The following is a 19442-nucleotide window of genomic DNA, read 5'->3' on the forward strand; positions in this document are numbered from 1 at the left end:
TTGCACACTCGGGGAGGAGTCGACCGTCAGCACGGTGCTGGCGGCGCCGATACGGCAGGCGGTCTCCTGTCGTAGGAGAGCCTTTGATGGCGGCGAGCGTACGCATGCGCAATACACTGACGCTGTTTTCCTCGAACGACGATGTACTGTGCCACCGTGTGCGCCTGGTGCTGGCGGCCAAGGGCGTGAGTTTCGACTTCGTACCGGTGGATCCACAGAACCCGCCGGAAGATCTGATCGATCTCAATCCGTACCACTCGGTGCCGACCCTGGTCGAGCGCGAGCTGGTGCTGTATGCCGCGTCGGTGGTCAGCGAGTATCTGGACGAGCGCTATCCGCATCCGCCGCTGATGCCGGTCGACCCGCTGTCGCGCGCGCGCATCCGCCTGGCCATGCTGCGTATCGAGCACGACTGGGTGCCGCAGGTGCAGGCGATCCAGCTGGGCAACAAGACCCAGGCCGAGGCAGGGCGCAAGCGGCTGAAGGAACTGTTGACGGCCTCGCTGCCGTTGTTCAAGGCCAGCAAGTTCTTCCTCAACCCGGAAATGAGCCTGGCCGACTGCGCGATGGCGCCGATCATCTGGCGTCTGCAGTCGCTGGATGTGCCGTTGCCGAAGGACGGCAAGGCGATCGAGGACTATGGCAACCGGATCTTCCGCCACCCCGGTTTCGTCCGCAGCCTGACCGATCAGGAAAAGAAACTGCGCGATCTGCCGGGCTGATCCGCCATCCGCTTTCCCGTCTGCACGCCGACCGGCGTGCAGGCGATCCGCCCCGGCCGGGGCGTCGGGCGCTACACTTCACGCATGACCGAAGACTTCTTCCACATGACCAGCCACCGACCGTACCTGTTGCGGGCCCTGGTGGAATGGATCAATGACAACCAGCTGACGCCGCACATCCTGGTCGACGCCGGCGTTCCCGGCGTGCAGGTTCCGCCTTCAGCCATCAAGGATGGCCGGGTGGTGCTCAACATCGCCGAACGCGCGGTGGTACGGCTGGTCATCGATAACGAGTCGGTGAGCTTCTCGGCGCGCTTCTCCGGCACCAGCTATCCGGTGCAGGTGCCGATCAGCGCCGTACTGGCGGTATATGCCCGCGAAACCGGGCAGGGCATGGCCCTGCCGGATGACATTCCCGGTGGCGAGCCGGCGCCGGCCAGTGATGAGCTGCTGCACGACGATGAGCAGACGCCGCCGGACGACACGCCGCCCGCTGGTCCGCCGCCGAAAGGCCGTCCGACGCTGCGCGTGGTCAAGTAATGGTGGGGCCGACCGTTGGTCGGCACACCTTCAGCCCCTACACATCCTCGGCCTCTTCGTTGTCCGCACGGATCTGGCTGATCCGTGCCGCGCCCGGGCCGGTAAATGAAACCAGCTGGTCGCCGCGCAGCACCATGCGGCCGACATGGCGATCGATGCCGTCGTAGGAATACTCGAACTTGAAGGTGCGTTCGAAGCCGAGGCGTCCGTCTTCCCCGCGCGACAAGCGCAGGCCCGTGGCGTGCACCGCCTGGTCCAGCCACTGCACATCGGCGGCACGGCAGGCGTTGCGGCCCAGCTCGATTGCACGTTCGGCGGCCGAACGCGCTGCGTTCCAGAAGAAGTAGACGATACCGCCGGCAATGAGCAGGAACAGCAGGGTGGGCATGGCATCAGCCGTCAGGTGTCGATCCGCCAAAGATGGCGACGAATGGCGACCGGATCAAGCGGCATCTGCTCAGCGATTGTTGCCAGGCTCCGTTGTCGGCTGCAGCGGCACCGGTGTCGGCGCAGCGGGTATCGCCGGCGGAAGCGGTGCGACCCGCGGCGCAGTGGCATTCAACTGCAGCAGCGCGGCCCAATCCTGCCGGTTGAAGCTGCATTCGTCCTCACGGCCCGGTGTGCAGGTCGGGTCGATGCCGGTGGTGTCGCGCTCGCGCGGCGGCGGCAGCTTGATCGTGCCGGTGCGATCCAGTTGCAGCAGGCGCATCGCCACGGTGTTCATGACATTGCCGCCCACCAGGTAGAGCGTCTGGTCGCCACCGAGGTTGGCTGCCACCACCACTTCGCAATGCGATTTCCAATGGCCGACCGAGCCGTTGCCCAGGGCCTGCACCAATCCGCTGTAACTGAGCGTGCTGCTGCGGTCGCGCAGGAAGCACAGCAGATCGCCCGGCGCAGGCTTGGCGGTGGCCGGGTCCACCAGGCGGTAGGGCACGCCGGAAGGGCCCGCCTGGTAGGCGGCGCGGATGTAGTCGATATGGCGTGGGGAAGTATTGAAGCCGGGTACGCCGGCACGCACCATCACCCAGGAAATGAAGGCCGCCGACCACGGATTGTCGATCAGGAAGGCGCGGCAATCGCTGTCGGTGTAACGCGTGCCCAGCGGCGCCAGGCAGCTGCTGGCGCCGGGCTGGCTGCCCAGCGCGTTGAGCGTGCCGCTTTCGCGCCAGTAGCTGGTGACCCGTTGCCAGGCGATCAGGCCGTTGTCGGCCAGATGATCGCCTTCGGCCTCGGTGACACTGAGGCTGGCGGCGCGGCCGTCGCGGTCGATGAAGGGGCGATACCAGAGCCGATGCTCGTTGCAGGCGGTGTTGCGGATGGCGACCGCCAATGGGCTCAGGCCGAAACGCGGTGGGACATCGCAGGCTTCGGCAGCGGCGGCCGAGAAAGGCGACGCGGCCAGCAGCAGGCAGGCAGGCAAGAGCATCCGGCGCATGCGCGGCTCCTGTGGGGGATGGCCGCAGCGTCGCAGCGCCGTTGTGAACGCCGGGTGTGAGAACGGTAGTGCCGGCCGTTGGCCGGCAACATCACGACCCGCGAATCCACCCTCAACCCGGTGGCGGACCCAGTTTCAACGACAGGTCGATTGCCTGCACGTGTTTGGTCAGGCCGCCGATGGAAATGCAGTCCACCCCATCTTCGGCGATCGAGCGCAGGCCGCCGAGGCCGACGCTGCCGGACACCTCCAGTGGAATGCGGCCTTCGGTGATGCGCACCGCTTCGCGCCGCAGTTCCGGGCTGAAGTCGTCCAGGAGGATGCGTTCACAGCCGGCTTCCAGCGCCTGCCGCAGCTGTTCCAGGTCCTCGACCTCGACCACCAGCGGCAGCTGTGGCCATTGCTGGCGGGCGGCCGACACAGCGGCAGCCAGTGAACCGGCCGCGCGGATGTGGTTCTCCTTCAGCATCACCGTGTCGTACAGGCCGAAGCGGTGGTTGTCGCCACCCCCGCACCGCACCGCGTATTTCTGCGCCAGGCGCAGGCCGGGCAGAGTCTTGCGGGTATCAAGGATGCGCGTGCCTGTACCTTCCACCGCAGCCACGTAGCGGGCCGTGGTGGTGGCCGTGCCGGACAGGGTCTGCAGGAAATTCAGCGAGGTGCGTTCGGCGCTGACCAGGCTGCGGCTGCGCCCATGCAGCAGGGCCAGCACGGTGCCGGCGCTGACGCTGTCGCCTTCGGCCACCCGCCACTCGATCTGTACGTCCGCATCGAGTGCGCGATGGGTGGCATCGAACCACGCACGGCCTGCGATCACCGCATCCTGCTTGCACAGCAGGTAGGCGCTGTCGGGCTGATCGGGCAGCAGGGCGGCGGTGACGTCACCGCTGCCCAGGTCCTCGGCCAACGCGCGGGCGACATCGGCCGCGACGACGGCTGGATCCGGCGTCGGCAGCGCGCTCATGCGGCCGGGAAGTCGGCGATCTGTGCGGTCGGGATGGCTTCTTCGGCCAGCAGCACCGGGATGCCGTCGTCGACGCGGAACACCTGCTTGCGGTCGCGGGTGACCAGGGCTTCGCGCAGCGGCTGCGCCAGCGGGTTGCCATCGGCGCGGTTGACGGAACCGGCGGCGATCGCCCGGTTGAGGGCTTCCAGGCCCTTGCCATCCAGCAGGGACAGGGGCTGGCGGGTGTCGGGCGATACCAGCAGGTCGAGCAGCTTGCGATCCATGGTTCTTCGTCTTGCGTGGAAGATGGCTAGAATACGTCTTTAAGGCAGGTGACGGCCAATGACCCCCAACCCGATCGCGCCGCTTGTCGGCATCGTCATGGGTTCCCGCTCCGACTGGGAAACCATGCAGCACGCCGCCCAGAAGCTTGAAGCTCTGGGTGTTCCGTTCGAAGTGAAGGTGGTGTCCGCGCATCGGACGCCGGATGTGTTGTTCAGTTATGCCGAGCAGGCCGGTTCGCGCGGGCTGCGCGCGATCATCGCCGGCGCCGGCGGTGCCGCGCATCTGCCGGGCATGATCGCGGCCAAGACCGCGGTGCCGGTGCTGGGCGTGCCGGTGCAGTCCAAGGCCCTCAACGGCATGGATTCGCTGCTGTCGATCGTGCAGATGCCGGCCGGCATCCCGGTCGCCACCTTCGCCATCGGCAATGCCGGTGCGTCCAATGCCGCACTGTTTGCCGCCGCGATGCTGGCCAGCGACCAGCCGGCCATCGGCCAGGCGCTGGACAGCTTCCGCGCGCGCCAGACCGAAGACGTGATGGCCCACGACGATCCGCGCCAATGAGCCTGACCGTCGGCATCCTCGGCGGCGGCCAGCTCGCCCGCATGATGGTCCTGGCCGGTGCGCCGCTGGGACTGCGCTTCGAACTGTATGATCCGGCGGCCGACGCCTGCAGTGGCCCGCTGGCACCGCTCACCGTCGGTGCCTTCGATGATCGCCAGGCACTGGCTGACTTCGCCGCCAAAGTCGATGTGATCACCTTCGATTTCGAGAACGTGCCGGCGGACAGCGCGCAATGGCTGGCCGACCGTGTGCCGGTCTACCCGCCGCCGTCGGCGCTGGCGGTGGCCCAGGACCGGTTGAGCGAGAAGACCCTGTTCCAGCAGCTGGGCATTCCGCTGCCGGCCTTCGCCGATATCCGCAGCCGCGATGAGCTGGCTGCCAGGGCCGCCGAATTCGGCCTGCCGTGCATCCTCAAGACCCGCCGCCTGGGCTACGACGGCAAGGGCCAGTTCCGCCTGCGCAGCGAAGCGGACATCGATGCGGCATGGCAGGCCCTGGGGGCGCAGGTCGAGCGCACCGGCCTGATCCTCGAGGGCTTTGTTGCCTTCCAGCGCGAAGTCAGCGTGGTGGCCGTGCGCGGCCGCGATGGCAGCTTCCAGGCTTGGCCGGTCACCGGCAACTGGCATGTCGACGGCGTGCTGTCGGCCAGCGTGGCACCGGCGGTGCTGTCCGCTGTCGAGCACGAAGCAGCGATCGGCTATGCCCGTCGTGTTGCCGAACACCTGCAGTACGTGGGTGTGTTCGCGCTGGAACTGTTCTGCCGCGACGGTGAACTGCTGGCCAACGAGATGGCGCCGCGCGTGCACAATTCCGGGCACTGGACCATCGAAGGCAGCGAAACCTCCCAGTTCGAGAACCACCTGCGTGCGGTGCTCGGCCTGCCGCTGGGCAGTACCCGCATGCTCGGCCATGCCTGCATGCTGAACTGGCTGGGGGCAATGCCCGACCCGACGCCGGTGCTGCAGCAGGCCAGTGGCCATTGGCACGATTACGGCAAGGAATCGCGTGACGGCCGCAAGGTGGGTCACGCCACCCTGCGTGATGATGATGCCGATGCACTGGCTGATGCGCTGGAGCAGGTAGGCCTGGAGCTCGACCGCCAGGCCCAGGTGGCCCCTGCGGTACACGCGCTGCGTAACGGCTGACCGAAGGCCTGCCGGCCGTCGGCCGGCAGGCGCCGCTGAACCCGGTAGTGCCGGCCGCTGGCCGGCGACGCCCACCAAGGTGGGCATCTACCAGAGCAACGCCCACCAAGGTGGGCATCTACCAGAGCAGGGCCCACCAAGGTGGGCATTTACCAGAGCGGGGCCGACCAGGATGGGCATCCACCACGGCCAGGCGTGATGCCGGTAGCGCCGGGCCATGCCCGGCGGATACGGATGCCCGTCGGTCTCAGCGCAGCTGGCTCTCGGCGAATTCCCAGTTCACCAGTTGCCAGAATGCTTCCAGATAGCGTGCACGATCATTCTGGTAGTCGGTGTAGTACGCGTGCTCCCAGACATCGCAGCAGAGCAGCGGCGTGCTGTCGCCGGTCAGCGGCGTACCCGCATTGCGGGTGGCCTGCAGGCCGAGCTGCCCGCCGGGGTGCTGCACCAGCCACACCCAGCCGGAGCCGAACAGGCCAAGCGCGGTTCGATTGAACTCTTCGCGCAGACGCTGGCCGTCGCCGAACTGGCGCTTGACCAGTTCGCCCAGGCGGCCCTGCGGCTCGCCACCGCCGCGCGGGCGCAGGCATTGCCAGTAGAAGCCGTGGTTCCACGCCTGGGCGGCGGCATCGAACAGCGCGCCCTGGGCGTGGCGGACAATGTCCTCCAGTGTGGCTTCTTCCCATTCGGTGCCGACAATGGCGGCATTGACCGCCTCGATGTAGGCGCGATGGTGGCGACCGTGATGCAGTTCCACGGTCTGTGCCGACAGGTGCGGCTGCAGGGACGAGGGCAGGTAGGGCAGGGCGGGCAGTTCGACGGGCATGGACAGGTTCGTGGCCAGGGGGCGGCGGCAGCCGGTACCATCGGCTTACAATGGGAGCTACCGTGGGCAGTCTAGCCGACCATCGCGGTTGGTTTGTCCGGCGAAGCAAGGAGTGAGGTGTGGCGGTAATGCAGCAAATCCAGGCCGAGGTGGATCGTTACCCGCTCGTGCTGTTCATGAAGGGCACCCCGCAATACCCCATGTGCGGCTACTCCAGCCGCGCCGTGCAGGCCTTGATGGCCGCAGGCGCCGTCGCACTGCGCACGGTCAATGTGCTGGAAGAGCCGGAGATCCGCGCCAATCTGCCGCGCTTCTCCAATCTGCCCACTTTCCCGCAGCTGTTCATCAACGGTGAGTTGATCGGCGGCTGCGACATCGTCATGGAACTGTTCGAAGCCGGCGAGCTCAAGCGCATCGTCGAAGAGGCTGCGCAGGGATGAGCGCCTGGCCATCGACGTCACCGGCAGACGGGGCGCTTGATGGCCGCCCATTGCAGGATCGCGTAGTGCTCGTTGTCGGCGCCGGTGGTGGGCTGGGGAGTGCCGCCGCCGTGGCTGCCGCCGAGGCGGGGGCGACCGTGGTCCTGCTGGGGCGCAAGCCACGAAGGCTGGACCGGGTCTACGCCCAGGTGCAGGCGGTTGGGCCGGAGCCCCTGTTGTACCCGTTGGACCTGGAAGGTGCCGGTCCCGACGACTATGCCGAACTGGCCCAGGCGGTTGCGCAGGAGCTGGGGCGCCTTGATGGCCTGCTGGTCTGCGCGGCCCACTTTCCCGGCCTGACCCCGTTCGAGCTGGCCGACCCGGCCAGCTTCGCCCGCGCCGTGCACGTCACCCTGACCGCTCCGGCCTGGCTGGCCCAGGCCTGCCTGCCGTTGCTGCGCCAGCGTGAAGACGCGGCGCTGGTATTCACCGTGGATGCCTCTGAGCGGGTGGGGCAGGCGTACTGGGGCGGCTACGGTGTCGCCCAGCACGGCCTGCGCGGGCTGATCGGCAGCCTGCATGACGAGCTGGCCCGCAGCCCGGTGCGGGTGAGTGGCCTGTATCCCGGCCCCTTGCGTACCGCCCTGCGTGCGCGGGCCTATTCGATCGACCAGGACCCGGCCGCATGCGGCCCCGAGGCCGCCGCTGCAGCGGCCGTGACCCTGTTGTCCGCTGCCGGACTGGCGTGGCGCGGGCAGGTGCTCGATGCGGGCAATCCGCCATCGACGAGTGAAGACGTTCGTAAAGCGGAATGAAGATTCCGTCACGATAGCGTTGCGATCCGGTGCCGTTTGTCGCACAACCGTCACATTGAAAGCGTAGCGTGTTAATCTAGTGTTAACCGTTGCGGCAGCTGCCGTTCACGGTAGGGAACCCCAGATAAATGTCCGAACAGCCGCCCGCAAGGCTGCTTGGATGCGCTTTTTTTCCGCCATCGCCAACTCGCATCGAGGCTACCGAACAATGACTCACCCATTCCGGATGTCCAAGCTCACCCTTGGTCTCGTGGCTGCGCTCGCCGCCGCTCCCGCCTTCGCCCAGAGCACCTCTGCCGGTGTCGGCGGCCAGGTCGTGTCCAATGCGGGCGCGCCTGTTGCTGGTGCTGAAGTCACCATCACCCACACCGAATCGGGCACCGTTTCGCGTGCGACCACCGATGCGTCGGGTCGTTACAACGCGCGCGGCCTGCGCGTGGGTGGTCCGTACACCATCACCATCACCAAGCCGGGTGAGGGCACCAAGACCGAAGAGGGCGTGTACCTCAACCTGAACCAGGTCAACACGGTCAACGCCAACCTGGCCGGCGATGTCGCCGCCACCAATCTGGATGCCGTCCAGGTCGTGGCTGCCGCAGTGGGCAGCGACCTGTTCAGCGCCTACAAGATGGGCACCGGCACCAACGTCAACCGCGAAACGCTGGAGTCGCTGCCGTCGGTGAACCGCAACATCCAGGATTACATCCGCCTCGATCCGCGCATCTCGCAGGTCAGCAAGGCCGACGGTGCGATCTCGGTCGGTGGCCAGAACACCCGTTACAACGCGATCCGCATCGATGGCATCGGTGCCGGCGATCCGTTCGGCCTGGAATCCAACAACCTGCCGACCGAGCGTCAGCCGGTGTCGATGGATGCGATCCAGGAAATCAACATCGACATCGCCAACTACGACACCACCATTGCCGGCGGTACGGGCGCGGTGATCAATGCGGTGACCAAGTCGGGTACCAACAACTTCGGCGGCACCGTGTATTACGCGTACCGCGACAAGGACATGGTCCGCAAGAACCTGGACGATGTCCGCTTCAACGGTTTTGATGACGAAAAGACCTACGGCATGACCTTCGGCGGCCCGATCGTCAAGGACAAGCTGTTCTTCTTCGCCAACTACGAAAAGATGGAGCGTTCGGCCCCGGGCGTCAGCCTGACCGATTCGCCGTATGGCAAGGGCACCATCACCGATGCCGACATCACCCGCGCGCAGCAGATCGCGACCGGTTACGGCTTCGACGCAGGTTCGCTCAACGCCCCGGCCAACAAGACCGAGGTCGAAGAGTACGCGCTGAAGATCGACTGGAACATCAACGAGAACCACCGTGCCGCGGTGCGTTACAACAAGCTCGAGCAGAATGTTGTCCGCTTCCCGCAGATCAGCAACAGCGCGGTTTCGCTGAGCACCTTCTGGTACCAGCAGCCGAAGACCTATGAATCCTGGATGGGCGAGCTGTTCAGCGACTGGTCCGAGAATTTCTCGACCGAGTTCAAGATCTCGCACAAGGAATACACCTCGGTCCGTACCACGCCGTCGAGCCTGCCGCAGATCCAGATCCGTGGTTTTGGCGCCAGCGGCAATGACTCGCTGTACTTCGGTACCGAGCAGAACTCGCACGTCAACGCGGTCGAGAGCAAGGAGCTGAGCGCCTTCGGTGCCGCCACCTGGTACGTCGGCGACCACACCGTCAAGTTCGGCTTCGACTACTCCGACAACGACCTGCTGAACTACTACGGTCGTAACGTCAACGGCGCGTATGTGTTCAACAACCTCAGCGATTTCGCTGCAGGTCGCGTCAACCAGTACGTTGTGCGTGCGCCGCGCGCCGGCGGCAGCTACGACGACATCCCGGCCAAGTACACGCTGAAGAACACCGGTCTGTTCATCCAGGACAGCTGGGCCATCAACAGCAACCTGACCGTGCAGGCCGGCGTCCGCGTCGACATGCCGGACTTCGGCACGCAGAAGCTGTACAACCCGCGCATCATGGAACTGTACGGCTACGACAACACCCAGCTGCCCGACAGCAAGCTGGTGCAGCCGCGCTTCGGCTTCAACTACACCTTCGACAGCGATCGTCCGACCCAGCTGCGCGGCGGCGTGGGCCTGTTCGGTGGCGCGGCCCCGAACGTGTGGCTGGCAGGTGCCTACCAGAACACCGGCCTGAACTACACCGAGTACACCGTTCGTAACCAGACCGGCATTTTCACCCCGAACACCAATCCGCCGTACATCCCGGCTGCGGGTGCCGGTGCTCGTCAGAACGTGGACATCGCTGCGCCTGACCTGAAGCTGCCGTCGGTGTGGAAGTCCAACATCGCCTTCGATCACGAGCTGCCGTGGTATGGCATCGTTGCGTCGGCTGAGTTCCTGTACACCAAGGTCAAGAGCGCGATCTACTTCGAGCGCCTGGACCTGTACAACGCTTCGGGCGTTGCAGCGACCCGCATCGGCCAGGATGGTCGCGAGCTGTACTGGAATGACGCAGGCTACGTGCCGTGTGCCGGCGCCAACTGCTCCATCCGTGAAGGCAGCAATGGTGCGGGCGGCAAGTTCAATCGTCCCTCTGACATGGGCGACGTGCTGCTCATGAAGAACACCGACAAGGGCAGCAGCCGCCAGTTCACCGCCGGTCTGAACAAGCCGCTGACCGAGAACTGGGGCTGGTCGCTGGCCTACACCTACACCGCCGCGAAGGAAGTCAGCCCGCTGACCAGCTCGCAGAACACCTCCAACTGGGGCAGCACCCTGATCGGTACCGCCAACGAGAACGTGGCCTATGATTCGCGCTACGCGATCAAGGACCGCGTGACCGGTTCGATCAACTGGAAGAAGGCGTTCTTCGGCAACTACAACACCACCGTGGGCCTGTTCTACGAAGGTCGTTCGGGTCGTCCGTTCAGCTACATCTACTACAACGACATGAACGGCGATGCCGCCGCCACCACTGGCGCCGGTTACTTCAACGACCTGTTCTACGTGCCGAATGGCCCGGGCGACGTCAAGTTCACCGGCGGTGCGGCGATGGAGAAGGCCTTCTTCGACTGGCTTGCCGCCAACCCGCAGCTGGAGAAGTACCGCGGCGAGATTGCTCCGGCAAACGCCTTCCGTACCAAGTGGGTGAACAGCTTCGACCTGCACATCGCCCAGGAATTCCCGGGCTTCGTGAAGGAGCACAAGGGTGAGCTGGCGCTGGACATCATGAATGTCGGCAACCTGCTCAACAAGAAGTGGGGCCGTATTGAAGATTACGGTTTCAACTCCACCTCCCGCGTGGCCAGCTACGCGGGTATCGATCCGGCAACCGGCAAGTACATCTACAACTTCACCGGCGCCACCGATACCCCGACCATCCAGGAAAACAACAACGACAAGGGCAACACCGGTGTGTCGCGCTGGTCGATGCAGCTGACCCTGAAGTACAAGTTCTGATCCGTCAGAGCCTGATGCAGTAAAGGGAAACGGCCGGGGAAACCCGGCCGTTTCCCGTTCAGGCGAAAGTCCTTGCGGGAGGTTGTGCATCGGCGTAGCATCCAGACACGTGCGCGGCGCAGATGCCGCCGAAGCGGTCCCGGAGCGGCGAACGCGGGACGCACCTATCCAACGGTCGGGCTTCCCGGCCGTTTTGCTTTTTAAGGGGGCGGCAGTACAGTCGGACACCTTAAAGGAAGCAGAAAAGTGGATATGACAACGAATGAAAAGGCAGCGCGGACGCTGCCGGTGCAGGACGCGCGGATCTACCCGCGTGGTGGCCTGGATGTGCTGTCGCGGGCCGAGGTTGCGCGCCTGCGCGACGCCTCCAGTGGTGGCATGCACGAGCTGCTGCGCCGCTGCGCGCTGGCCGTGCTGACCAGTGGCAGTGCGTCCGATGATCCGCGCGCCGCGCGCGATCTTTACCCCGATTTTGATATCCAGGTCGCACAGCAGGATCGCGGCGTGCGCATCGACCTGGCCAATGCGCCGGCGATGGCGTTCGTCGATGGCGAGATCATCCGCGGCGTGGCCGAGCTGCTGTTCGCGGTGGTCCGTGACTTGGCGTACATGGCCATCGAGATGGGCCCGGCCTACGCGGCCGAGCTGGAGTCGTCCGAGGGCATCACCAATGCGGTGTTCGGGCTGCTGCGCAACGCACGCATCCTCAACCCGGGTGACCCGAACCTGGTGGTCTGCTGGGGCGGCCACTCGATTTCGCGCGACGAGTACCTGTATACCAAGCAGGTCGGTTACGAGCTGGGCCTGCGTGGCCTGGACATCTGCACCGGCTGTGGCCCGGGCGCGATGAAGGGCCCGATGAAGGGCGCCACCATCGCCCACGCCAAGCAGCGCCGGACCGTGACGCGCTACATAGGCCTGACTGAGCCGGGCATCATCGCCGCCGAGTCGCCGAACCCGATCGTCAACCACCTGGTGATCATGCCGGACATCGAGAAGCGCCTTGAGGCCTTCGTCCGCATCGGCCACGGCATCATCGTGTTCGCCGGTGGCGTGGGTACCGCCGAAGAGATCCTGTACCTGCTCGGCATCCTGCTGCGCGAGGAGAACAAGGACCTGCCGTTCCCGCTGATCCTGACCGGCCCGACCGTCGCTGCGCCGTACTTCGAGCAGATCGACCGTTTCATCCGCCTGACCCTGGGCGACGCCGCGGCCGAGCGCTACGAAATCGTCATCGGTGACCCGGTGGCGGTGGCCAAGAAGATGTCGGCCGGCATCAAGCGCGTGCGTGAGCATCGCCTGGCGCAGAAGGATTCGTTCTTCTTCAACTGGTCCATCGAGATTCCGTGGGAATACCAGCAGCCGTTCGTGCCGACCCACGAGGCGATGGCGGCGCTGGACCTGCACCACGGGCGTGCGCCGCACGCGCTGGCAGCCGACCTGCGCCGGGCCTTCTCGGGCATCGTCGCCGGCAACGTGAAGGAAGACGGCATGCGCCGCATCGAGGAGTTCGGGCCGTTCCAGATCCATGGCGACCCCGACATGATGCAGGCCCTGGACGCGCTGCTGCGTGCCTTCGTCGAGCAGCGCCGGATGAAGATCTCTGGCGAATACCAGCCCTGCTACCAGGTACTGGCATAAGCGAGGCGAGGGTGGCTGGACGGCGCGGCGGGGACCGCGCCGGACCGGTGGGGGAGGGCGGGATGTCAAGGGTTTGACGCCCGTCGCCCGGATCTGACCGTTCATCCTGCCGCCGCTTGCCGGCGGCAGGCCGGTGCGCCATCGTGGCCACCAACACGCTGGGGAGCGTCCAATGTCTTTGCGCCGGCAAAACGGCTTCACGCTGATTGAGTTGATGGTCACCCTGACCGTCTTCGTGATCCTGGCGTCGATCGCCTATCCGAGCTTCCGCAGCATGATTCGTTCGAACCGGCTGGCAACTGCCAACAACGAAGTGATCGCGTTGACCAACCTCGCGCGCAGCGAGGCCATCCGCAACAACCGTGGTGGTGGCCTCTGTGGCAGTACCGATGGCCAGGCGTGTGACGGTGAATGGTCCAAGGGGCTGCTGGCCTGGTCCGATCTCGACGCTGATGGCGTGCTGGGCAGCAATGACAGCGTGCTGCGCTTCTCCCTGGGCAACCCGCAATTGAGCGTGGTTGGTCCCCCGGGAGCGACCATCGCCTTTGATGGCCGTGGCCGTCGCAAGGCCGCGGACGATCAGACGGTGGTGCTGTCCCCGGCGTCCTGCAAGGCCGGCGAACAGCGCAGCACATTGACGATCAACAAGTCCGGCCAGGTCCGGGTGACCAAGGGAACCTGCTCATGAATCGCCGCAACCTTGCCTCTCCGCGTTCGTCCCAGGGTGGCTTCAGCCTGATCGAAGTGATGGTGGCGTTGTTGATCCTTGCGTTCGGGCTGCTCGGCTTTGCCTTGCTGCAGACCACGAGCGTGCGCTTCGTACAGAGTGCCAATTACCGGACCCAGGCGACCAACCTGGCCAACGACCTGATCGAACTGATGCGCGCCCAGCGCACCGATACGCTTGCCGGCGGGGCCTACTCTTCGGCCTCGTTCGCTGCCGGAGCGGTGACGGCCAATGGTGCTTGTGCCTGGCCGACCGGCGCGGCGGTGACGCCGAAGACCAACGTGGCACGCTGGCAATGTGAGGTTGTGAAGACACTCGGTGAAAAGGCCAGCGCAGAGGTCCAGTTTACCCAGAGCACCGGCCGGGTCAGCGTGGCCATTACCTGGGGTGATCAGCGTTGGGATCCGAAGGAGCCCGACAGCCTCACCACCTTCGGCCTGACCACTTTCCTGTGAGCGCGTCCATGAGTCCGTCTTCACGAGCCCGCGGCCTGTCGCTGATCGAACTGATGATCGCCATGGTCATCGGTCTGGTCCTTCTGCTGGGCATCACGCAGATCTTCATCGCGTCCCGCGCGGCTTCACGCCTGTCCGAGGGGGCTGCCCGGACCCAGGAGAATGCACGTTTCGCATTGGACTTCCTGCAGCGTGACCTGCGCATGGCGGGTCACTTTGGCTGCGTGAACGACCAGGCGCATGTGATCAAGAACACCGGCGATGTCCGCTACAACCTTGGTATCGCCGCTGGCAGTGGAGATCCGCTGGATTTCTCGGTGCCGGTGCAGGGGTATGAGGCCGCAGGCACCGCCCCGACCAATACACTGACCCTGGGGCGCACGTGGAGTGCGGCGATATCCGTGCCCAAGAGCATCATCAACCTGAAGCCGGCGCCACTGCCCGGCAGTGATGTGCTTGTGCTCCGCCTGTTGAGCCCGGAAGGGGCGGTTGTGACAGGCGTCGGTGTGGATGGCACTACAACCACAGTGACGGTGTCCAGTGAAGGGATGGCGCGCCTGAAGGCGGGTGCTGCCGGCACTCCGACCGTGTTCGCGCTGGCCGATTGCACCCGCGCCGATGTGTTCCCGGCCACCATCAGTGGATCCACCGTCAAGATCGAGAAACTGGATCTGACCGGCTATTCGGTCAACAACGCGATGACGATGCTGTATCGCGCCGATGGCCTGGTGTATTACATCGCGAGCAACGGCAACAATGAGCCTGCCCTGTACCGCGCCCGCGCCAACGGAGCCGGTGGCTACGGTGACGGTGAGGAGCTGGTGGAGGGCATCGAGAGCATGCAGCTCCTGTACGGCCTTGACGCAACGCCGGATATTTCGCTTTCCACCCCGCCCAGTGGCCGCATCGTCGACCAGCGTGTTGCCAATGCCGTCAGCACCGCGACGGATGCGACCGCTGTTGGCGCATGGCGCCGCGTCGGCATGGTGCAGGTGGGGCTGCTTGCGCGCAGCCCGCAGCGGGCGTCGGCGCAGGCTCCGGGTTCGGCAGCCACCTACCTGGGGGTGCTTGGTGTGACCATCGCGCCGGGCGATCCTTATGACCAGCGCCACCGTGGCGCCTATGAAGTTTCCGTTGCGTTGCGCAACCGCCTGTTCGGGAATTGACGACCATGCGCTCCATCAAGATGTCTTCGCGCCGCACCTTCTCTGCCCCTGTCCGGCAGCGTGGTGCCGTGCTCTACGTCGCGCTGATGCTGCTGATCATGCTGGCGCTGCTGGGCGTGATAGGCATGCAGGTAGCCGGCATGCAGGAGCGCATGGCATCGGGCTACCGTGCCGGCAACGTAGCCTTCCAGAGTGCCGAGGGCGCCGCCCGCAGTGCCGAGAATGCCGTGGAGAAGATTGCCAATCGCCAGTCGCCGGGTGACAGCCCGACGGTTACCTCGGCCGACATCGATCAACGCTGCGACGATGGCTTCGATCCATCGGACTGGGTCGCCAAGACCAAGCTGGGCAGCAAGCCGGCAGTGAAGGTCCGGCAGATCCAGGGCTGCATCCAGGGAGAAGGGGCGCTGGACATGGGCAAGCCGTTGGAGGCCGCAACACCGGTCTACCAGATCACGACGTACGCCGGCGACACGGCCACCGACGCGACATCGCGCTCGGCGGTCGACACCGTATTCAAGCTGTGAGGGTGGGGAACCCATGAACACGCGAAATCGCAGGATCCTGGCGGGCGTAGGCCTTGCCGTTGTCGCCGCTGGCGGCTACCTGGTGCATACCCTGATGGCCGCGCAGGCGCAGGGTGTGTTGGCGCAGGAGCCCTTGAACGTGCAGGTGCAGACACCGCCTGCGTTCATCATGGCCGTGGATGACTCGAATTCGATGACCTTCGAGCGCATGTTCCCGGGCGGTGACGGGCGGTTGATCTTCAGCACGTCGACTGGCAGCTTCTTCAACAACAATGGCAGCTTCTACAGCGTTGGGCAGGACTGCAACTCCGGTTCAGTCGATTGCTATCTTTACCTTTACGCGCACAACAACTACAACGAGCGCTATTCGTATGGTCGTGCGATCCCGCCGCTGGATATCTTCGGCTTCGCCCGCTCGCACGTCTACAACGCCAGCTACTACAACCCGTCAGTCAGCTACAAGCCGTGGCTGAGGGCCGATGGAACCCGCTGGAACCCCGCCAGTACCACGGCGGCGCGTGTCGACCCGCGCTCCGGATTTGCGGGGTATGACATCACGTACAACATGACCAGTGTCCGTTCAAGCAGCGGTGAGGGATTCCAGTTCGTCGACGGGATGAAGATTCCCGATCTCACGGGAACCGACAATGCGTATTACCGCAACAACGCCTGGCGCACCGCTTCGCGTGACATCGGCTCTGCGGTGCAATATGGCGTGCAGTACTTCCCGGCGACCTTCTACCTGCCGGAGAATTCCCCGGCGCCGTACGGATACAAGTCGGACGATGCGAATCGACCGGTGATCCAGGGGGCCTGTGGGCCCAAGTGCAATCTGCGCCGCTATCAGATCAAGAAGGACAACTACAGCATCGATGGTGCCTACGATACTGCGGTGCAGAACTTCGCCAATTGGTTCCAGTATCACCGCAGCCGCACGCTGGCCATTGTCGGTGCGTCCACCGAGGCGTTGTACGGCGTCGACAACATGCGGGTGGGTTACTTCACGATCAATGACCTGAAGAACGTGAAGATGCATGATCTGGTGACCAACCGCGCCGATCTCTATCAGCAGATCTACGGATTGAAGCCGATCAGCGGCACGCCCAACCGTCGTGCTGTGGAGTATCTGGCCGAACAGTTCCGCCGTACCGATGACGGCGCGCCCGTCATCCGCGCCTGCCAGCGCAATGGCGGCATGTTGTTCACGGATGGCTACACGAATTCCAAGAACTATCCGAATGGCTCGTTCGCCAACGCGGACGCGGTCAATACCGTGAATCTGCCGACACTGCCCTTCGCCGACAATTACAGCAATACGATGGCCGACATCACTGCGGCCTATTACTCGGGCAGCAAGACGCCGCTTCGTTCCGATACCGGCTTCCCCAAGGGGCAGGTGCCGGTGGACGAGCGCTGCGGCACGTTGTCCCAAGGCAGCGCGGAGTGGAAGCGACTGGACTGCCAGGCCGATCTGCACATGAATTTCTACGGTGTCACGCTTGGTGCTCAGGGGCGGATTTACGGCGTGAATGCTGCCGCCACGGCGGATCCGTACAAGAATCCGCCGAACTGGAACGGCAGCCCTGATCCGTCGACGGTGGACGATGGAACGGTCATCGATGAGATCTGGCACGCCGCACTCAACAGCCGTGGTGAATTCATCAATGCGCAGACGCCTGCCGATGTAACCGAGGCGATGCGACGTGTGTTGGCCTCGATTTCCGGCGGCAAGTCGTCGTCGGGAACCATTGGCATGACCGGCGCCCGCATTGGCGCAGGTTCGCTGTCGGTGACGCCAAGCTATGACATCCGCAATGGTGCGACCGATTGGTCGAGCAAGCTGAAGGCGTCGACCGTGAAGATCAACAGTGACCAGGTCGCTGTGTTCAGCGAGGCCTGGGAGGCGTCAACGAAACTCGCTTCAACGGGTCGCCGCATCGTGGCCAACAAAGCGGGTACGCTGGTTGACTTCGGTTCGGCCGACATCAGCCTGGCCGATCTGTGCAGCAAGCCGGATGGCAAGTACGCAGAGATGCTGGTGTGCTCTACTGACAAGCTGAAGTCCATTGATGCTGATATCGACACGGCCATCCGCTATCTGAAAGCGGATACGACGATGGAAAAGCGCAGCGGCGGCAAGTACCGCGACCGCACCACGCCGCTGGGCGATATCGTCAATTCGGCGCCGGTGGTCAGTTCGCCTACCGATGACTACGGCTATCGCCAGCTCGGCGAAGATTATGCCGTCAGCTATGCCAAGTACCTGGACACCAAGGCGAAGAGTGGTCGTTACACGGTGTACGTCGGTGCCAATGACGGCATGCTGCATGCCTTCGATGGTGGCATGGGGGCATCGGGTGAGATGGACAGTACGGGAGGGACCGAGCGCTTTGCGTACATTCCCTCAACCTCGCTGGGCCATATGGCCAACCTGCTGTTCCCGTACAAACCGGATACCGCTGATCAGACCTTCCGCCATCGCTATTTCGTCGACGGTGCAATCACCATCTCGGACATGCTCGTCGGCAGCACATGGCAGACGGGACTGGTCGGTACGGCTGGCGCTGGTGGTCGTTCGGTATTTGCGCTGGACGTGAGTGACCCGGCAGCGTTTACCACGCGTCAAGCGCTCTGGGAGATCAGCGATCTGAACATGTCGTTGGCCGAGGGCGTGCGCAACAACATCGGCTTCGTGCTGGGCAAGCCGGTGATCGTGCCGGTGAAGGAAGGCAAGACGGTTGCATGGAAGGCGATCTTCGGCAACGGCTATAACAGTGCCAGCCGCAAGGCCGTACTGTTCGTCGTGGATATGGCGTCTGGCGCCACGCGGATGATCGAGGCGGTAGAGAGCAATGCCTCGGGAGCCAATATCTCCGGAGACAATGGGTTGGGCAACGTGGTGGTGGTGGATCGCTGGCGTGGCGACAGCCAGGACCTGCGCGGTCGCGATGGTCTTGCCGATACCGTCTACGCCGCCGATCAACGTGGCGCCATCTGGAAATTCGACCTCACCGATAGCTCCGACACGGCGCTGACCGTTCCCGTATTCACCACCCAGGTCAGCCAGGACAGCAGCGCGCGGAACTTCCGCCAGCCGATCACGGGTGGCATGACCGCTGCGACCGGTCCATCGGGTGGTGTGATGCTGTATTTCGGTACGGGCAGCTTCTCGTTCTACAGTGACAAGGACGACACCTCGCGACAGGCGTTGTATGCGGTCAATGACATTGGCGGGAAGAGGGTCACATCGACCTTGACCTCGGCCAATCTGGCGCCCTATACCGCGGATGCTCCGGCGACGGGCGCCGAGGCGCGCAGGATTGTGGCAGGGACTGCGCCGGCCAATGCGCGAGGGTGGATGATCAACCTGCCTGCGAGCAACGGTGAACGGTTCGTTGGTAATCCACTGCTGGTCAGCGGCATCATGTTCATGCCGACCTATGTCCCCAATCTGGAAACCGTTGGCTGTTCGACGAGTGGTTCGAACTGGCTGTTTGGTCTTTCCTCGCTGACCGGTGCGCCTGCCCTGGAGAATGTCCGGACCGGTTCACCCACGGGTGTCAAGCCGGCGTCGGGTACAGCGGGCCTGTCGTTGAAGACCGAGGGAACCGCGCCGGTCAAGGACGTATCCCTGTCGGTCATACCGCGTCTGGGTAGTGGCAAGGAAGGTCCGCCCGGGGGCAGCTCTTGCTGGATGGTGGTAGGCGCCGCCGGCAGCCAGTCGCTGTATCTGCCTTATCCCTGCGGTCGCCAGTCCTGGCGGCAGCTCCAGTGACCCCTGTGC

18 protein-coding genes are annotated in these 19442 nt (G+C 64.7%); 13 read left to right on the top strand and 5 right to left on the bottom strand.

The window, feature by feature from the left end; genetic code table 11:
• Positions 1 to 86 precede the first annotated feature (86 nt).
• The gene (locus J2X70_RS10925; RefSeq protein WP_025875280.1) at positions 87 to 722 is read left to right on the top strand and encodes a glutathione S-transferase N-terminal domain-containing protein; all 636 of its coding nucleotides are present in this window, start codon (positions 87 to 89) and stop codon (positions 720 to 722) included.
• Between the two features lie 84 nt (positions 723 to 806).
• Positions 807 to 1262 (top strand): ClpXP protease specificity-enhancing factor, encoded by a 456-nt coding sequence (locus tag J2X70_RS10930; RefSeq protein ID WP_025875278.1) that lies wholly within the window; start codon positions 807 to 809, stop codon positions 1260 to 1262.
• Between the two features lie 37 nt (positions 1263 to 1299).
• Here J2X70_RS10930 and J2X70_RS10935 read toward each other — a convergent pair whose 3' ends face one another.
• The 4 genes from J2X70_RS10935 to J2X70_RS10950 all read right to left on the bottom strand — a co-directional run bounded on the left by J2X70_RS10935 (position 1300) and on the right by J2X70_RS10950 (position 3930).
• A complete protein-coding gene (locus J2X70_RS10935) occupies positions 1300 to 1650 on the bottom strand; it encodes a DUF3301 domain-containing protein (RefSeq protein WP_025875275.1) in 351 nt (116 codons plus the stop codon).
• Positions 1651 to 1719: 69 nt separating this feature from the next.
• Complete coding sequence (locus tag J2X70_RS10940) at positions 1720 to 2700, bottom strand: DUF2272 domain-containing protein (RefSeq protein ID WP_080149296.1); 981 nt, start codon at positions 2698 to 2700, stop codon at positions 1720 to 1722.
• A gap of 112 nt (positions 2701 to 2812) precedes the next feature.
• Entirely contained in the window at positions 2813 to 3664 is an 852-nt protein-coding gene (gene nadC, locus J2X70_RS10945; protein ID WP_032975701.1) for a carboxylating nicotinate-nucleotide diphosphorylase, read from the bottom strand.
• Positions 3661 to 3930, bottom strand: a complete 270-nt coding sequence (locus J2X70_RS10950) for a Trm112 family protein (protein ID WP_025875269.1) — start codon at positions 3928 to 3930, stop codon at positions 3661 to 3663. Before J2X70_RS10950 ends, nadC begins: the two co-directional genes overlap by 4 nt.
• Positions 3931 to 3988: 58 nt before the next feature.
• Between J2X70_RS10950 and purE the strand changes: the two genes are divergently transcribed.
• Together purE and J2X70_RS10960 are read left to right on the top strand one after the other, a co-directional pair.
• Positions 3989 to 4492 (top strand): 5-(carboxyamino)imidazole ribonucleotide mutase, encoded by a 504-nt coding sequence (gene purE / locus J2X70_RS10955; RefSeq protein ID WP_025875268.1) that lies wholly within the window; start codon positions 3989 to 3991, stop codon positions 4490 to 4492.
• Positions 4489 to 5637, top strand: coding sequence for a 5-(carboxyamino)imidazole ribonucleotide synthase (locus J2X70_RS10960; RefSeq protein WP_080149295.1), 1149 nt, complete (start codon positions 4489 to 4491; stop codon positions 5635 to 5637). Before purE ends, J2X70_RS10960 begins: the two co-directional genes overlap by 4 nt.
• 247 nt (positions 5638 to 5884) lie before the next feature.
• Here J2X70_RS10960 and J2X70_RS10965 read toward each other — a convergent pair whose 3' ends face one another.
• Positions 5885 to 6463, bottom strand: coding sequence for a superoxide dismutase (locus tag J2X70_RS10965; RefSeq protein ID WP_032975704.1), 579 nt, complete (start codon positions 6461 to 6463; stop codon positions 5885 to 5887).
• 119 nt (positions 6464 to 6582) lie between these two features.
• Here J2X70_RS10965 and grxD point away from each other — a divergent pair, with 119 nt between their 5' ends.
• From grxD to J2X70_RS11010, 9 genes are all read left to right on the top strand, one after another.
• Positions 6583 to 6903: a Grx4 family monothiol glutaredoxin gene (gene grxD / locus J2X70_RS10970; protein ID WP_025875264.1), complete on the top strand. Its 321-nt coding sequence runs from the start codon at positions 6583 to 6585 to the stop codon at positions 6901 to 6903.
• A complete protein-coding gene (locus J2X70_RS10975; protein ID WP_309910319.1) occupies positions 6900 to 7697 on the top strand; it encodes an SDR family NAD(P)-dependent oxidoreductase in 798 nt (265 codons plus the stop codon). The genes grxD and J2X70_RS10975 overlap by 4 nt, the downstream gene beginning before the upstream one ends.
• Positions 7698 to 7905: 208 nt before the next feature.
• A complete protein-coding gene (locus J2X70_RS10980; RefSeq protein ID WP_032975706.1) occupies positions 7906 to 11142 on the top strand; it encodes a TonB-dependent receptor in 3237 nt (1078 codons plus the stop codon).
• A 252-nt stretch (positions 11143 to 11394) separates the two neighbouring features.
• Positions 11395 to 12783 carry a nucleotide 5'-monophosphate nucleosidase PpnN gene (gene ppnN, locus J2X70_RS10985; protein ID WP_025875258.1) on the top strand — a complete coding sequence of 463 codons (1389 nt, stop codon included), beginning with the start codon at positions 11395 to 11397 and terminating at the stop codon, positions 12781 to 12783.
• A 172-nt stretch (positions 12784 to 12955) separates the two neighbouring features.
• On the top strand, positions 12956 to 13471 hold the full coding sequence (locus J2X70_RS10990; protein WP_025875256.1) for a GspH/FimT family pseudopilin: 516 nt from the start codon (positions 12956 to 12958) through the stop codon (positions 13469 to 13471).
• Complete coding sequence (gene pilV / locus J2X70_RS10995) at positions 13468 to 13965, top strand: type IV pilus modification protein PilV (RefSeq protein ID WP_025875254.1); 498 nt, start codon at positions 13468 to 13470, stop codon at positions 13963 to 13965. The genes J2X70_RS10990 and pilV overlap by 4 nt, the downstream gene beginning before the upstream one ends.
• 8 nt (positions 13966 to 13973) lie before the next feature.
• Positions 13974 to 15131, top strand: a complete 1158-nt coding sequence (locus J2X70_RS11000; protein WP_025875252.1) for a PilW family protein — start codon at positions 13974 to 13976, stop codon at positions 15129 to 15131.
• 5 nt (positions 15132 to 15136) lie between these two features.
• The gene (locus J2X70_RS11005) at positions 15137 to 15658 is read left to right on the top strand and encodes a PilX N-terminal domain-containing pilus assembly protein (protein WP_032951805.1); all 522 of its coding nucleotides are present in this window, start codon (positions 15137 to 15139) and stop codon (positions 15656 to 15658) included.
• Positions 15659 to 15671: 13 nt separating this feature from the next.
• Positions 15672 to 19433 (top strand): PilC/PilY family type IV pilus protein, encoded by a 3762-nt coding sequence (locus tag J2X70_RS11010; RefSeq protein WP_025875248.1) that lies wholly within the window; start codon positions 15672 to 15674, stop codon positions 19431 to 19433.
• Positions 19434 to 19442: the final 9 nt, after the last annotated feature.

This window comes from Stenotrophomonas sp. 1337 (genome assembly GCF_031455455.1).
Lineage (GTDB): Bacteria > Pseudomonadota > Gammaproteobacteria > Xanthomonadales > Xanthomonadaceae > Stenotrophomonas > Stenotrophomonas indicatrix.

Coding starts and splice junctions, on each gene's coding strand:
- J2X70_RS10930 (WP_025875278.1), top strand. CDS start 807: ATGACCGAAGACTTCTTCCACATGACCAGCCACCGACCGTACCTGTTG.
- J2X70_RS10940 (WP_080149296.1), bottom strand. CDS start 2,700: ATGCGCCGGATGCTCTTGCCTGCCTGCCTGCTGCTGGCCGCGTCGCCT.
- J2X70_RS10975 (WP_309910319.1), top strand. CDS start 6,900: ATGAGCGCCTGGCCATCGACGTCACCGGCAGACGGGGCGCTTGATGGC.
- pilV (WP_025875254.1), top strand. CDS start 13,468: ATGAATCGCCGCAACCTTGCCTCTCCGCGTTCGTCCCAGGGTGGCTTC.
- ppnN (WP_025875258.1), top strand. CDS start 11,395: ATGACAACGAATGAAAAGGCAGCGCGGACGCTGCCGGTGCAGGACGCG.
- nadC (WP_032975701.1), bottom strand. CDS start 3,664: ATGAGCGCGCTGCCGACGCCGGATCCAGCCGTCGTCGCGGCCGATGTC.
- J2X70_RS10935 (WP_025875275.1), bottom strand. CDS start 1,650: ATGCCCACCCTGCTGTTCCTGCTCATTGCCGGCGGTATCGTCTACTTC.
- J2X70_RS10965 (WP_032975704.1), bottom strand. CDS start 6,463: ATGCCCGTCGAACTGCCCGCCCTGCCCTACCTGCCCTCGTCCCTGCAG.
- J2X70_RS10980 (WP_032975706.1), top strand. CDS start 7,906: ATGACTCACCCATTCCGGATGTCCAAGCTCACCCTTGGTCTCGTGGCT.
- J2X70_RS10925 (WP_025875280.1), top strand. CDS start 87: ATGGCGGCGAGCGTACGCATGCGCAATACACTGACGCTGTTTTCCTCG.
- J2X70_RS10950 (WP_025875269.1), bottom strand. CDS start 3,930: ATGGATCGCAAGCTGCTCGACCTGCTGGTATCGCCCGACACCCGCCAG.
- J2X70_RS10990 (WP_025875256.1), top strand. CDS start 12,956: ATGTCTTTGCGCCGGCAAAACGGCTTCACGCTGATTGAGTTGATGGTC.
- purE (WP_025875268.1), top strand. CDS start 3,989: ATGACCCCCAACCCGATCGCGCCGCTTGTCGGCATCGTCATGGGTTCC.
- J2X70_RS11000 (WP_025875252.1), top strand. CDS start 13,974: ATGAGTCCGTCTTCACGAGCCCGCGGCCTGTCGCTGATCGAACTGATG.
- J2X70_RS10960 (WP_080149295.1), top strand. CDS start 4,489: ATGAGCCTGACCGTCGGCATCCTCGGCGGCGGCCAGCTCGCCCGCATG.
- J2X70_RS11010 (WP_025875248.1), top strand. CDS start 15,672: ATGAACACGCGAAATCGCAGGATCCTGGCGGGCGTAGGCCTTGCCGTT.
- J2X70_RS11005 (WP_032951805.1), top strand. CDS start 15,137: ATGCGCTCCATCAAGATGTCTTCGCGCCGCACCTTCTCTGCCCCTGTC.